General features: G+C 47.3%; 13 protein-coding genes. 7 read left to right on the top strand and 6 right to left on the bottom strand.

What is annotated here, in order from left to right; genetic code table 11:
* Nucleotides 1–10: 10 nt before the first annotated feature.
* Nucleotides 11–1615 carry a beta-N-acetylhexosaminidase gene (locus DF182_RS05005; RefSeq protein WP_113614567.1) on the top strand — a complete coding sequence of 535 codons (1605 nt, stop codon included), beginning with the start codon at nucleotides 11–13 and terminating at the stop codon, nucleotides 1613–1615.
* A 1-nt stretch (nucleotide 1616) separates the two neighbouring features.
* Here the strand turns inward: DF182_RS05005 and DF182_RS05000 are convergent, their stop codons facing one another.
* The 3 genes from DF182_RS05000 to DF182_RS04990 form a co-directional block, all read right to left on the bottom strand.
* Nucleotides 1617–2249, bottom strand: coding sequence for a LysE family translocator (locus DF182_RS05000; RefSeq protein WP_245957375.1), 633 nt, complete (start codon nucleotides 2247–2249; stop codon nucleotides 1617–1619).
* A 131-nt stretch (nucleotides 2250–2380) separates the two neighbouring features.
* The gene (locus DF182_RS04995; RefSeq protein ID WP_113614565.1) at nucleotides 2381–2836 is read right to left on the bottom strand and encodes an SgcJ/EcaC family oxidoreductase; all 456 of its coding nucleotides are present in this window, start codon (nucleotides 2834–2836) and stop codon (nucleotides 2381–2383) included.
* Between the two features lie 121 nt (nucleotides 2837–2957).
* Complete coding sequence (locus tag DF182_RS04990) at nucleotides 2958–3776, bottom strand: DUF3108 domain-containing protein (RefSeq protein WP_113614564.1); 819 nt, start codon at nucleotides 3774–3776, stop codon at nucleotides 2958–2960.
* A gap of 259 nt (nucleotides 3777–4035) precedes the next feature.
* On the opposite strand from DF182_RS04990, the gene DF182_RS04980 reads away from it, so the two are divergent.
* Together DF182_RS04980 and DF182_RS04975 are read left to right on the top strand one after the other, a co-directional pair.
* Entirely contained in the window at nucleotides 4036–5043 is a 1008-nt protein-coding gene (locus DF182_RS04980) for a sensor histidine kinase (protein WP_211327054.1), read from the top strand.
* A complete protein-coding gene (locus DF182_RS04975) occupies nucleotides 5040–5750 on the top strand; it encodes a LytR/AlgR family response regulator transcription factor (protein ID WP_113614561.1) in 711 nt (236 codons plus the stop codon). The genes DF182_RS04980 and DF182_RS04975 overlap by 4 nt, the downstream gene beginning before the upstream one ends.
* Here DF182_RS04975 and DF182_RS04970 read toward each other — a convergent pair.
* The 3 genes from DF182_RS04970 to DF182_RS04960 all read right to left on the bottom strand — a co-directional run bounded on the left by DF182_RS04970 (nucleotide 5745) and on the right by DF182_RS04960 (nucleotide 9317).
* Nucleotides 5745–6695, bottom strand: a complete 951-nt coding sequence (locus DF182_RS04970; protein WP_113614560.1) for a bifunctional helix-turn-helix transcriptional regulator/GNAT family N-acetyltransferase — start codon at nucleotides 6693–6695, stop codon at nucleotides 5745–5747. The genes DF182_RS04975 and DF182_RS04970 overlap by 6 nt on opposite strands.
* 347 nt (nucleotides 6696–7042) lie before the next feature.
* Nucleotides 7043–7462: an SRPBCC domain-containing protein gene (locus tag DF182_RS04965; RefSeq protein WP_113614559.1), complete on the bottom strand. Its 420-nt coding sequence runs from the start codon at nucleotides 7460–7462 to the stop codon at nucleotides 7043–7045.
* A 310-nt stretch (nucleotides 7463–7772) separates the two neighbouring features.
* Nucleotides 7773–9317: an MFS transporter gene (locus DF182_RS04960; protein ID WP_113614558.1), complete on the bottom strand. Its 1545-nt coding sequence runs from the start codon at nucleotides 9315–9317 to the stop codon at nucleotides 7773–7775.
* Between the two features lie 147 nt (nucleotides 9318–9464).
* Here DF182_RS04960 and DF182_RS32510 point away from each other — a divergent pair, with 147 nt between their 5' ends.
* From DF182_RS32510 to DF182_RS04940, 4 genes are all read left to right on the top strand, one after another.
* Entirely contained in the window at nucleotides 9465–9932 is a 468-nt protein-coding gene (locus tag DF182_RS32510; protein WP_113614557.1) for a hypothetical protein, read from the top strand.
* A gap of 25 nt (nucleotides 9933–9957) precedes the next feature.
* Nucleotides 9958–10554, top strand: coding sequence for a penicillin-binding protein activator LpoB (locus DF182_RS04950; protein WP_113614556.1), 597 nt, complete (start codon nucleotides 9958–9960; stop codon nucleotides 10552–10554).
* 136 nt (nucleotides 10555–10690) lie between these two features.
* Nucleotides 10691–12052, top strand: a complete 1362-nt coding sequence (locus DF182_RS04945) for a COG3014 family protein (protein ID WP_113614555.1) — start codon at nucleotides 10691–10693, stop codon at nucleotides 12050–12052.
* A gap of 42 nt (nucleotides 12053–12094) precedes the next feature.
* Complete coding sequence (locus tag DF182_RS04940; RefSeq protein ID WP_113614554.1) at nucleotides 12095–13081, top strand: SUMF1/EgtB/PvdO family nonheme iron enzyme; 987 nt, start codon at nucleotides 12095–12097, stop codon at nucleotides 13079–13081.
* The last annotated feature ends 3 nt before the right edge of the window (nucleotides 13082–13084 follow it).

Here is a 13084-nt window from a genome sequence, read left to right as displayed (position 1 = left end):
CAACCGAACAATGAAAACTATCTTTTTATCAATGCTGATTTTTGCCTGTTGCCTGCAGCTGTCAGCGCAACAGGCATGCCCGGTGATTCCTTTGCCTGTACAATACACCCGGGCACAAGGTGAGCTGGTGCTCAACGATAATATCAGGATCGAGGCAAAAGACCCTTCCCTGCAGCCTTTGGCCACCTACCTGCGAAATGAGTTACAGCGTACATTCAATATCGTTAGTCCCGGCAAGGGTACTGCCAAATCACCAGTGATCATCCTGCAACGCATTAAGAAGAATGATAACGTAGACGCATATACGCTGAAGATAACTTCATCTGCTGTGGTGATCGCCGCTTCGGGCAACGAAGGGGTCTTCAACGGTATCACCACCTTCCTGCAGCTGGCAGCTACTGCCGGCACTGCAACTCCTCGCCGTGTTGGCTGCTGGAACATCAGCGATGCACCCCATTACGCCTGGCGTGGTTTCATGCTCGACGAATCCCGCTTCTTCTTCGGAAAAGAAAAAGTAAAGTCTATCCTCGACTGGATGGCCTTCTACAAACTGAACCGCTTCCACTGGCATCTGACCGACGCTCCCGGCTGGCGCCTGGAAATCAAAAAGTATCCGCTGCTGACAACAGTAGGCGGTATCGGCAATCATACTGATCCTAAAGCACCAGCCACCTTCTATACACAGGATGATATCCGGGAAATTGTAGCCTATGCACAGGAACGGTTTATCCAGGTGATTCCGGAGATCGATATGCCAGGACATGCCAGTGCTGCCAACAGGGCCTATCCTGCCTTTGATGGCGGTGGCACTGAAAAATATCCATCCTTCACCTTTAATCCGGGGAAAGAAGGTACCTATCAATACCTCGCTGATATCCTGAAAGAAACGGCAACCCTGTTTCCTGCTGGTATGATCCACCTGGGCGGCGATGAAGTGTCTTTCGGCAACAAAGCCTGGGATGCAGACAGCGGTGTGGCCCACCTCATGAAAACAAAAGGATTCAACAACCGCAAACAGGTAGAAGATTATTTCTTCCAGCGTATGGCCGATACCGTTTTTAATCTGCATAACAAGGTGATGGCCTGGGATGAAGTGGCTACTGCTACTTTGCCGGTCAACAAAAGCATCGTTTGCTGGTGGAGACATGATAAACCCGAAAACCTGCGCCTGGCGCTGGAGAAAGGCTATGCAGTGGTGATGTGTCCGCGGCTGCCGCTTTACTTCGATTTCATACAGGACAGCACACACAAAATAGGCCGCAGATGGAGAGTGGGAGAGTTTAATACACTGAAATCAGTATATGATTTTTCAACAGGCAATGTGCCGGCTGCCAGCGGACATGAACAGCAGATACTGGGCATACAGGCCTGCCTCTGGTCTGAAACGATCTCCAACCCTAAAAGACTCGATTTCCTGCTGTTTCCACGCATCTCTGCCCTGGCGGAAGCCGCCTGGACACAACCAGCCTCCAGGAACTTTGAACAATACATCGAAAGGCTGAAACCACAGATGAAACTGTATGAACAGGATAAACTATATTTCTACGATTACTTCCAGCCTTCCCGGCATGTGGAAACAGGTAAACCTACTGATCAGAAAAGTTTTATCGATTAAGCTATTTGCCTTTGTCTAACGCCATCTTCAGCGCCAGTCCGGCAAAAACGCTGCCCATAAACCATTTCTGGGCACGCACCCACTTCGGGTTGGCGCTGAACCAGCGCGTTACTTTTGCAGCAGAAAAAATGATCATACTGTTGATCGTAAAACTCATCAGTATCTGAATAAAACCCAAGGTAAAACTCTGTACCAGAATAGAACCATATTCCGGTTTGATAAACTGAGGAAAGAAAGACATGTAAAACACCGCAATCTTGGGATTCAGCATACTGGTAAACAAACCCATGCTAAACAGTTTCACCGGTTTATCATATTTGAGGGCGCCGGCATTTTCGAAAACAGGTCTGCCGCCGGGTTTTATGGCCTGCCAGGCCAGGTACAGCAGATATATCACCCCGATAGTTTTGAGGATCGTATAGGCGTAAGGTATAGCCATCAGGATGGTAGTCAAACCAAAAGATACCAGCGTAATATGAAACAATAATCCACACGCCACCCCGCCCAACGAAATCATGGCTGCTTTTCTTCCTTGTGTCACTGATCTGGAAACCAGATAAATCATATTCGGCCCCGGTGTCAACACCATGACAAGGGCGGCCAATGCGAAGAGCAATAGTTGATGTGCCGGCAAAGGTGATGGTTTACAATGTTACTGATGCGCCTGATAAGCGGAGAACACAACGAAGGTAATATCTTCTGTTTTATCTTTTTTTTCTCTTTTTGATTCTTTTGTTCCTTCTTCGTTATGATCTCCACTTCAGGTCATCCCCTAATTATGCTGGCCATCTTAGTGATCCATTTTATGAACAGGCTTGGTTTCTTAATTCTGCAGTTATGGAAAGCTGCCATCTGCCAGCGGTCTTCTGTGTTTTTGATCCACAGGGTAGTGTTGATAGACTGACGGCTTTGTGGCGCTTTTTTCTGCCAGCGGAAACGGATGGCTCCATGTGCGATCATGACCGCCGTCCGGTCGTTCAGAAAACGCATCTGGTCTATCTCACCTTCCAGTTTGGCGCCCCTGAACATAAAATTATTCATGAGTTGTTCATGCGATTCGATATAAGCTGCTTTTCCTTTCAGGTGTGTTCCGTCAAAAGTAATATAGTCGCAATCCTCCGTGAGATGGACGGCAGAGCTTCTGAAATCCTGAGCTTCAAACGACCGGAAGATCTCTTCGGTGGCCTGTCTGATAGCTTTTATTTCCACTACTTTGTTCATAGTACACCTGTTTTTGGATTGATGCTACAAAACTAATAACCATCATAGGCCAGGGACAGCGCTTTTCAGTTGAATGCATACATACCTCGGTAAAAACAGGATTTGAGTCGGTGAAAATTTTTCAGGGTTGCCGGGTGAGGGCGTTACGAAGAGCTTCCGCGGGGTTGGGTGCCAGTCCTGGCAGTTTCACCTTGTAGCGGAACATACCATTAAAACTGTCTTCTTCCTTCAGCAATTCATGTCCGTTTTTACTGATCCAGAATGTCTGCGTGTATTTGCCACGAGGAGAATCGCCTTCGGTATGCAGTTTCCAGCAGTCCACTTTTTTATTGTCGAGTGTGGTCAGCATTTCACTGCCGGTAACGGTATAATTGACATAGGCTGGTGGTTCCAGGCCGGCATCATAAAAGCGGATGGCAAATGTTTTGCCGGCGGCCAGTGGCAGCATTTCAAATGTCTCGATGTCCAGGTTCCAGTTGTAATTAGGGCCGTTGAAATCAAGGGTGTAACCGGCAGCTGTATTATTGGCTACGGTATCTGCACCTTTGATACCGCCGGCAGACCAGTTGTAAGCCTTCAGTTTAGGGCCGGTAGTTTCTGTGTGGTAGAGCGGGGAAAAGTCGGAGGCACTGTTAACGGAATAGACACTGCGGTAATGGTTACTGTCAGTGCTATACCAGGTTTGCCGGATCTCAAATACCGGAAGGCCTCCACGGCGGGACTGGCTGATATCCCTGGTCCAGAGCGAGAAAGCCATGATTTTAGGCTGACTGGGAAACTGGTAATACACCAGATACTGCCGTAGTCCGGGTTGCAGCAGACGGGTATTCAACGGCTGATGACGCTGGTCAATCGTATCGGCTTGGGCAAAGGCTGTTTGCAGCGACAACAGGAAAATAAATACAACGAATACAGGACGGAAGGATGAGGTAATTGTCATTGCTGAATGGTCTGTTTTGTTTCATGGCAAATGTTCATCTTCCGGAACAACAGATCAACTGTTTTCAATCATCTCCCCGGAATTTTAAATCAATGGCAGGTATCTCCCGGATGATTATCATCATTGAAAAAGAACCGGTGATGGTTGAAATGCCGGTAATAATGGTTGAAAATACACGGAAAGAAGCATCGTGATATGGTACTTTTGACTTAACTGTTTTAAAACCTTTGTATTTTCAGCCATGCAAATTTTTAAAGAGATGTCTACTGCGGTACGGGTGCAATGGTTGATATGGCTGATGGTATTACTATTGCTGTTTTTTACGTTGCTGCCGGAGGACAGCCTGGGCCAGTCGGTAACCTATGCTTTGCTGAATACTTCCTTCTATGCGATGGTGGTGTACGGTAATATCAGTTTTTTATATCCCCGCTTGTTCCTGAAAAACAGGAAGGTGCTGTATATCATTGCTGCCATTCTTTTTTTGTTGAGCTTGAGCATCACCAGGGCCTATCTGATGATGTGGCTGTACAACCTGTTGTTTAATCCTAAGCCTGATGCCACTATCATGCTGAGTACCATGCAGCTGCTCCGTAATGTGTTTGGTATGCTCACGATTTTTCTGCTGGGTTTTGTGTTGAGGATGGCCATTGCTTATTTTATTTTGAAGCGGGAAACGGAGGAGATACTGCTACAACATGCACAAACAGAATTGAATCTGTTGAAGTCGCAGGTGCAGCCGCATTTCCTGTTTAATACGCTCAACAACATCTATTATGAGGCTTTCCGCGAAGCGCCCCGCACGGCTTTGCTGATAGAAAGGTTGTCGGAGATCATGCGTTATTTTGTAGATGAAAGCCCGAAGGATAAAGTCAAATTATCTACAGAAATAAATTTTCTGGAAAATTATATTGCCCTCGAAAAGATCCGAATCCGGCATGAAATTGGTCTGAATTTTATCAAAGATGCCAGTGATGACTGCCAGTTGCCTCCTATGCTGCTGATGACTTTTGTGGAGAATATTTTTAAGCATGGGATTGATAAAACCAGCACCCGTAATGATATTGAGATATCGCTGGTACGGCAACACAATCGTCTTGTTTTCAGTACCTGCAATGAAATACCCCGGCAGCCTGTCAGTAGCAGCGGGCGCGGATCAGGGATAGAAAATCTGCGAAAACGCCTGGTGTTGTTGTATGGAGATAATTTTGAGCTGAAGACAGAGAAATCAAATAACCATTTTATAGCCTCCTTAACCGTCCCTTTATGAGTTTGAACTGCCTTATTGTAGATGATGAGCCCAACGCGGTTAAACTGCTGGAACTGCATATCCAGCAAACAACCAACTGGCAACTCATAGGTAAATGTTACAACGCGCTGGAAGCACTGGAATGCCTGAAACAGCATAAAGCTGATGTGGTGTTTCTGGATATCAATATGCCGCGGCTGAACGGCATGGAACTGGCAGGGCTGCTGCCCAGCAATATGAAGATCGTATTTACAACAGCACATTCTGAATTTGCAGCTGACAGTTACAACTACCAAACGCTGGATTATCTGTTAAAACCCATCACCCTTACCCGCTTTCTGGCAGCCCGGCAGAAGATAGAAGCCTGTTTCCGCCAGGGTATCACACTGGACAAAATAGAAGAGCAGCCCGAACCGGACTACTTTTTTGTGAAGTCGGGCAAAACACTGCTACGCATCCGTTTGTCTGAACTGCTATACTTTGAAGGAGAGAAGGAATACGTACGAGTGGTTACCATCCGGGAAGAAGTGCTGGTGTACAAACGTTTGAAAGAGATCGCTGAACAACTGGGAGCTCCCTTTATCCGCGTACATAATTCCTATATCGTTAATACCAGCCAGATAGAGAAGATACTGGACAATCATATTCATATTGCTGACAAACGGATTCCGTTGAGTGAGAAGTTCCGCCCCGATTTTATGGCACTGATACAACAACGTTTTCTATAACACCAGCTCCATCTGGATATTGCACCGTTCATAAGGTGTACTTCTGCCGGTCACTTTCTGAAATCCCAGTTTATGATACAGATTGATGGCTGGTTTGAGGATGGTATTGCTTTCGAGGTATATCTTTGACGCACCTAGTGAACGGGTTTTCTGAACACAGGCATCGCCCAGCAGCCAGCCGATGTTTTTGCCTTGTACGCGGGGAGAAACCGCCATCTTGGCCAGTTCGTAATCGTAGTCGGGGTCCTGCATACGGATCAGGGCACAAACACCTACGGGCTCGTCGTTGTAAAGCGCTACCAGTATATGGCCGCCTTTACGAAGGATATAACCTTCCGGGTCATCGAGTGCTTTGTAATCCGCAGGCTCCATTTTAAACCAGGTGGATATCCATTCTTCGTTGAGATCTCTGAAAGCCTTGCGGTATGCGGGTTTGTATGGAACGATTTTCACCTGGAGGCTTTCCCGTTGTTTCCGCTGTGCCTGAACACGGCGTAGCAGCGATTTCTGTTCCAGCAGAAACTCCCATTCCTCAACGGCTTTCCACAGGTCATGTTGCGCCTGTGCCGACAGCTCTTCGATGGCATTGTTTACATCTGTGTACTGATCGGCGATCCGGGTATTCATGTCCATGCCTTTGGCGGATAAACTGATTATGGTCCTGCGTCCGTCGGCTTTGTCTTTTTTCTCTTTTACCAGTCTTTTACCGGCCATTTCCCGGACAATTTTACTAACCGATACATGCGAATGCCCTATTTCCCTGGCTATTTCGGTGATGGTTTTTTGTTCGCCCCGGGAGAGCACATAAAATACGGGAAACCATTTAGGCTGCATATCTACGGCATAGGTGTCGTATATCCGGGCGGCGTCTTCGGTGATCTTGTCTGTCAACAGCCGGAGTCTGCTGCCGATCGCCATTTTACCTACGGTATCAAAAAAATTCATTGTTATCAATTTTAAGTAATCAATTCCGTAACTGGTTACGTAAATATAAAATCGTTTCCACAAAACACAAAAAATAAATGGCCGGTACTTTTATGACAGTAATACCGGCAACAGATACTATTCCATGATGGTGTTAGGTTGGGCTGAGGTGATATTTTCTGAAGTAAAAACGAAGAAGTATTACCGGACTGGGCATCAACCATAACAGCAAAACAGATAATCGTTAACAAGTGCCGTATATAATCTGATGTTAGGTGAGTTGTAGCTTCATCTATTTAGCCCAGGACTTCAGTCCTGAGAGAGCTGACGAAAATACAATCTGTTGCCCGGCCCGGTAATAATTTTACCTACATGGATGCTTTAGTGATAGGTGTTCCGGCGAGGTATAGCCTGAAAGGTTCCCAGTACATTTTTTTCCAGCCGGCGTCGATGTCATCGTAGGCATTGTCCGGCACATTAGCATGAACAGCATGCAGCATGACATCGGAGCCTATTGGCTCAAGGTAGATGATAAAGGTAGAGTCTATATCACCGGCATCCCAGCTCTGTGCTCTCCACGACTGTACGATCAGCCGGTCCGGGATCAGCTGAAGGTTTTTTCCCGTGATATAACCGCTGTGGGCGGAATAGCTGCTACCCTCAGTGGGACTGATTTCGGCCGGAGCGCCAGTAGCGATGCTATGTTTTTTTCCGTCCGTGTAAATGTCATAGAGCTCCCTGGGTGTAGTATTCTTAAATAATACATCCTGAATGATTGTTTTAGACATAATAATTGGGTTTTAGCTATATAATGTCCCAGGACTAAAGTCCTGGGCTAAATTGGAGGTGTAAAGACGGTGGTTTAGTCATTTTTTTATTTCCAATTTTATCACCGTTTTCATTTCTCGTTATCTTATCGTTGCGCTTCATTCTCTATATTTTCTCACCGTTTTCATTTCTCGTTATCTTATCGTTGTGCTTCATTCTCTATATTTTATCACCACGTTTCATTCTTTTATCTTATCACTATGTTTCACCGCTCTTTTTATCTCTGGGCTCCATCTCTTAGTAAAGCTCCGTGCTCCATCCCCCACAAATTTAGCCCAGGGCTTTAGCCCTGGGAGACTTGATGAATATCAGCGCCATTACGCTTCCGAGCCAGCCCAGTAGTCCGGAGGTGCCCATTACTCTGGCGTAGGTTTGGATAAAGTGTTGATGATAGATGTGGATGATGGTGGCTTTGTTGTCCGGAGGAATATTTCCGGGGACGGTGGCATTGCCTAGGTTGGCTGTCTGGGCTATGATGGCTTGTTTTTGTGCGGCGTTGAGTGGTAGCTGGGAGAGCGAGTGTTGTACGCTGTCAGAGAAATACAGGACGGCCAGGGCGCCAAATACGGCTATGGCGAATACGCCGGCGATTCTGGTGATGGCATTGTTGACGCCGGAGGCGGTACCTGAGAGGTGGCTGCTTACGGAGCCCATAACGGTGGCGGTTAATGGGGCTACTGTCAGCGACATGCCCAGACCCAGTACTACGATGCCGGGGAGGAAGGTGGTCCAGAAACTGGCCGGGCCGCTGGTCTGGCCTACGGATGCGAGTAGTAGCATACCGGTGCCGGCGGTAAAGGGGCCAATGACGAGGAACCATCGTGGACCGTATTTATCTGCCAGGCTTCCGGCGAGGCGGGCGAGGAATACCATGAGGATGGTAAAGGGCAGAAATGACAGTCCTGATTCCAGTTGTGTATAGCCTTGTATCTGTACCATGTTGAGCGAGAGGAAGAGCATGGCGGCGCTTAGTCCTGCATATAGAAAGAAGGTCAGGAGGTTGGTGCCGCTGAAGATTTTGTTGTTGAATAGATAGAGGGGTAGCATGGGGCAGGGGCTGCGGCGTTCTACCATGACGAAGGCTATGAGTAGTAGCAGGCCGCCGGCGATGCTGCCATATACGGGCAGGCTGCTGAATCCGGATAGCGGCATCCGCAGAAAGCCGAAGGTGAGCAGGGCCAGCCCCAGTACGATGAGTACGGCGCCGGCGAAGTCCTGTTTACCTGGGCCGCCCTGTTCCTGTTGTTCGGCTACTTTCCATGCCAGCAGGAGCAGGGTAATAACGCCAATGGGTATATTAATAAAGAAGATATAGCGCCACAGGCCGGCGTCGGCGAGGGCGCCGCCGAGGATGGGGCCGCCGATGGTTACCAGTGTGGTGGCGGATGACCAGGTACCGATGGCTTTTCCTCTTTCTGCTTCGTCGATGGAAGAGGAGATGAGAGACAGGCTGCCGGGTATCATCAGGGCGCCGCCGATGCCTTGCAGCATTCTGAAGATAATCAGCCAGGTAACGGTGCCAGCCAGGCCACAGGCGGCGGAGCCGATGATGAAGATAAAGATGCCTGTCATAAAAATTCTGCGGCGGCCCAGTCTGTCGCCCAGTGTACCGCCCAGTAATATCAGAGAGGCCAGCATCAGCATATAGGCGTTTAATACCCAGAAGAGGTCGGCTCCGGTGGCGTGCAGGCTGCGCTGTAGGGCAGGCAGTGCTACATTGAGCGCGGTGCCGTCTATAAAAGCCATGGCAGAAGCCAGAATGGAGGATATTACTACCCATCTGCCAGCAGCGCTCTGAAGTGATACGGTTGCCATAATTGCCCTGGTTTTGCATTGCATAACGCGGAGAACCTTTAAAATGTTTGGGCAGAGCCCCTTAACGCATTTTTAACAGTTCCGGAATTAGGGGGAATCTTTTCGAGCTGCGTCACTATATTGTAGCATCATTTAAGCAGCCATTTTATGAGATACTCTAAAATCTATCACCGTTTCTATGCAGGCATCATCACCTGTTTGCTGATGGGCGCCCTGCCGGCATCAGCGCAGCTGCTGCCCGATCAGAATCCGCGTTACCGCGAAAGCATGAATGAATACCTGCTCAAAGAAGACTCCCTGACTATGCAGGAGGGCGTGACCGTTCAAAAAACCTACAAAGCTTACCAGTATTTTGAAGCCAGACAGGAGAAAAGGGAACAGCGCAGACAGGACCGCCGCGAACGCCAACGCCTATACGCCGCTTCTTCCTGGGGATGGGGTTATCCTTCCTATTCCTACGGTTATGGCTACCCTTCCTATTCTTACGGTTACGGCTATCCCGGATACGGACACCATCGTAACAACTACAATTACGGCTGTTCATCTTCCTTTCAATGGTATGACCTGGCTACGGTAACGGCTCTCGCCATGGGAACTTATATGCTTTTCAGATAAATATCATCTATATAAAATCAGAACGATGTCTAAAATTAATGCATTAGCATTTTCAGGGATACTTATGTCCGCTATTTTCATGCAGGGATGTGCTCCCCGCAAAGTTACCAGGGTAGATGAAAAGCAACAGATAGATATCAGCGGCCGCTGGAATAATACCGATTCACGCCTCACTGCTGAAGAAATGATCAACAGCGCACTGAGTGAAAACTGGCTCCCCGAATTTGCTCAGGAACATGCAGGCAAAAAGCCCGTTGTCATCGTAGGCATGGTAGCCAACAAAAGCCATGAACACATTGATGCCGAAACCTTCATCAAGGATATGGAAAGATCTTTTGTGACCACCCAGAAAGTAAGGCTGGTACAAGGTGGCGCTAAAAGAGAAGAACTCCGCGGAGAACGTGCCGATCAGCAAAAAAATGCTTCCGTGTCTACCATGAAAAAATGGGGCCTGGAAGTAGGAGCAGACTATATACTCCAGGGAAGCATCAACTCCATCGTCGACTCACATAAAAAACAAATGGTGGTATACTATCAGGTAGATCTGGAACTGACCGACCTACAAAGCAACGAAGTAAAATGGATCGGAAATAAGAAAATCGCGAAATACGTTAAGAATTAATGCCTACTTCTAGTTACCACTGCGTGTAACCGTGCGCCGGTTTTTTCTGTGTGCCGGCGCACATTTTTTACTCTAACAACGAGCCATGTGTAATTCTGTTAGTCGATGGAGGTGGTGGCTGCCGCTATCATTGATCATGCCTTCTTTTTTTTCGTGCCATACTTACAACAAAGCCATCAGCCCTTACTATGAAGCTGTCGCCCATGGCCGGTTTGATGAAGCAGCCAATAAACTGGATAAGACAAAGTTTTTCAAATACGGCCGCAACAAGCTGCTGTTTAATATGGAGAAGGGTAAGACGGCTTTCCTGCAGGGACGTTATGAAGAAAGCAATCTGTATTTTAATGCAGCCGATTCCATACTCGTAAGTGGTGGCCGCAACAAAGCCCTGGACCAGGCCCTCGGACTGATCACAAACCCTGCTATGCAGGTATACAAGGGAGAAGATTTTGAAAGACTGCTCATTCACTATTATAAATCCATCAACTACCTGCAACTGAATAAAACAGAAGATGCTACGGTAGAAGCACGCCGAATCACACTGGGCACCTATGCCCTCAACGACCGCAAAAACAACAACGAAAACAAATACAGCAAAGACGCTTTTTCCCTGATTGTACAGGGCATCATATACGAAAGCGGCGGAGATGTGAACAATGCTTTTATTTCCTACCGCAACGCGGCAGACATCTTCCTGAAAAAAGAAGATAAAAGTTACTACGGTGTAGCCATGCCGGCACAACTGCAGCAAGACTTGTTACGCACCGCTTATCAGCTGGGCTTTAACGAGGAAGTGCAGTACTACGAAAAACAATTTGGGCTTACCTATAAGCCTGCACCGGATACTGACGGGGGCGAAGTGCTGGTGTTCTGGGAGAACGGACTGGCGCCCGTAAAAGAAGAGACTAATTTTTTCTTTACGCTGACAGAAAGAGGACCAGGTAATTTTGTTTTTACAGACCCCAATAACACCATTTTTATTCCCTTTGATTTTGCGCTGTTTTCGCGTGACTCCTGTCATCGCCTGAGACGCAACTTTGAAGCCTTCCGGGTGGCCTTCCCCAGTTATGTGGAACAGCCCTTGTACTATACAGCGGGCAGTATACAAAGAGACAGTACCTTCTCTGCCTCACTCGAAAAAGTGGAAGATGTCAACCAGCTGGCCTTCCGCACGCTGCAGGAGCGCTTTTTAAAAGAGATGGGGCTGGCGCTGACAAGACTGGCCATCAAAAAACTGGCTGAATACCAGATCAAAAAAGAAGATCAGGTATTGGGAGAAGCATTTAATCTGTTAAGTATACTCACTGAAAAAGCAGATACGCGCAACTGGCAAAGTCTCCCGCATTCTATCTACTACTCCCGTATTCCGCTGAAAAAAGGAGATAACAGGATCACCCTCACACTCAAGGGAAAAGGGAATCCTCAGACAGTTGTGTTTAATGTAGTAGGGAATGGCAGGTTACAGACCTTACATTATGCATCGTTACAGAAATCATGAAAGTTTATTTAAATTAGCAAGCAGATTTAATGTTGAATTTTCATGAATGTAACCCAGATATATGACCGTAAGGCGTGGAACGCGCTTCCCCATACGGCCGCAGAAGCCATCCTTCAATACCTGATAGAAACAAAGTTTCCGGAGTTTACCATCAAACATTTTGAGCAGTTCGATAAATTTAATCAGCGTACTTACACGGCTGTATTGGATTACCAGGGAACGGAGTTCGTTTTTGTACCAGGAGACACCGTGCTGCTGGGGCTGGATCAATGGAACATGCCGGAAGAGAACAAGATAAATATGGTGGACATGTTCGAAAATAATGAAGAGGAGATGGATAACTATATCAGGGAACGCTTGTCGCCGGTACGCACTGTGACCATTCCTCCCATGATCGTGGAACGTCAGGTAAGAGAGACAGGTTATTTTCCGGTGGATATTGATGATGAGCGCCTGGTATCGGATGATTATTTCCACAAAACCCTGAAGGACCTGAAAGCTTCTCCCAGAGAACAACATACCTGGATCGTCAACAGTAGTTTCCGGCTGGAAAAGAATGGAACAGATGTCCGTGCATTCCTGTATGAACCTGCTTCCTATGATGAGCTGACGGAGCAAATTGCAGACAGTGGTTTCAGGCTACCCACCGAAGATGAATGGGAATACCTTTGTGGTGGCGGATCACGGACACTGTATCCCTGGGGTGATGGTATTGACTATGATAAAAAATACCATCATTTTGTAGCTGAAGATGATGATGGTAAGGGCTTTTACCTCGATACACCCAATCACTTTGGTATCGTCATTGCCAATGATCCCTATCATTACGAAGTGATGATGGACAGTGAATGGTTCATTAAAAGTGGTGATGGTGGCTGTAACCTGTGTGGTGGCGGCGGCTGGGATATGGGCTATCTGAGCATCGGTACCTACTTCAGGGACCCTTTTATCTTTGATGAGGAGATGGCTTATAAAGATGAGATCACCGGTGATTATTCTTTTGTGAGAAGATTGAAGCGGGTTGAATAAATA

Source organism: Chitinophaga flava, from assembly GCF_003308995.1.
Classification (GTDB): Bacteria; Bacteroidota; Bacteroidia; order Chitinophagales; family Chitinophagaceae; genus Chitinophaga; species Chitinophaga flava.
Note: the sequence above shows the minus strand (reverse complement) of the source record. Positions and strands in the feature narration are given on the sequence as shown.

Excerpts from the sequence above, each read along its gene's own strand:
- DF182_RS04980 (WP_211327054.1), top strand. The coding sequence starts at position 4,036 with ATGTCTACTGCGGTACGGGTGCAATGGTTGATATGGCTGATGGTATTA.
- DF182_RS04950 (WP_113614556.1), top strand. The coding sequence starts at position 9,958 with ATGTCTAAAATTAATGCATTAGCATTTTCAGGGATACTTATGTCCGCT.
- DF182_RS04965 (WP_113614559.1), bottom strand. The coding sequence starts at position 7,462 with ATGTCTAAAACAATCATTCAGGATGTATTATTTAAGAATACTACACCC.
- DF182_RS04970 (WP_113614560.1), bottom strand. The coding sequence starts at position 6,695 with ATGAATTTTTTTGATACCGTAGGTAAAATGGCGATCGGCAGCAGACTC.
- DF182_RS05005 (WP_113614567.1), top strand. The coding sequence starts at position 11 with ATGAAAACTATCTTTTTATCAATGCTGATTTTTGCCTGTTGCCTGCAG.
- DF182_RS32510 (WP_113614557.1), top strand. The coding sequence starts at position 9,465 with ATGAGATACTCTAAAATCTATCACCGTTTCTATGCAGGCATCATCACC.
- DF182_RS04960 (WP_113614558.1), bottom strand. The coding sequence starts at position 9,317 with ATGGCAACCGTATCACTTCAGAGCGCTGCTGGCAGATGGGTAGTAATA.
- DF182_RS04990 (WP_113614564.1), bottom strand. The coding sequence starts at position 3,776 with ATGACAATTACCTCATCCTTCCGTCCTGTATTCGTTGTATTTATTTTC.
- DF182_RS04975 (WP_113614561.1), top strand. The coding sequence starts at position 5,040 with ATGAGTTTGAACTGCCTTATTGTAGATGATGAGCCCAACGCGGTTAAA.
- DF182_RS04945 (WP_113614555.1), top strand. The coding sequence starts at position 10,691 with ATGCCTTCTTTTTTTTCGTGCCATACTTACAACAAAGCCATCAGCCCT.
- DF182_RS04940 (WP_113614554.1), top strand. The coding sequence starts at position 12,095 with ATGAATGTAACCCAGATATATGACCGTAAGGCGTGGAACGCGCTTCCC.
- DF182_RS04995 (WP_113614565.1), bottom strand. The coding sequence starts at position 2,836 with ATGAACAAAGTAGTGGAAATAAAAGCTATCAGACAGGCCACCGAAGAG.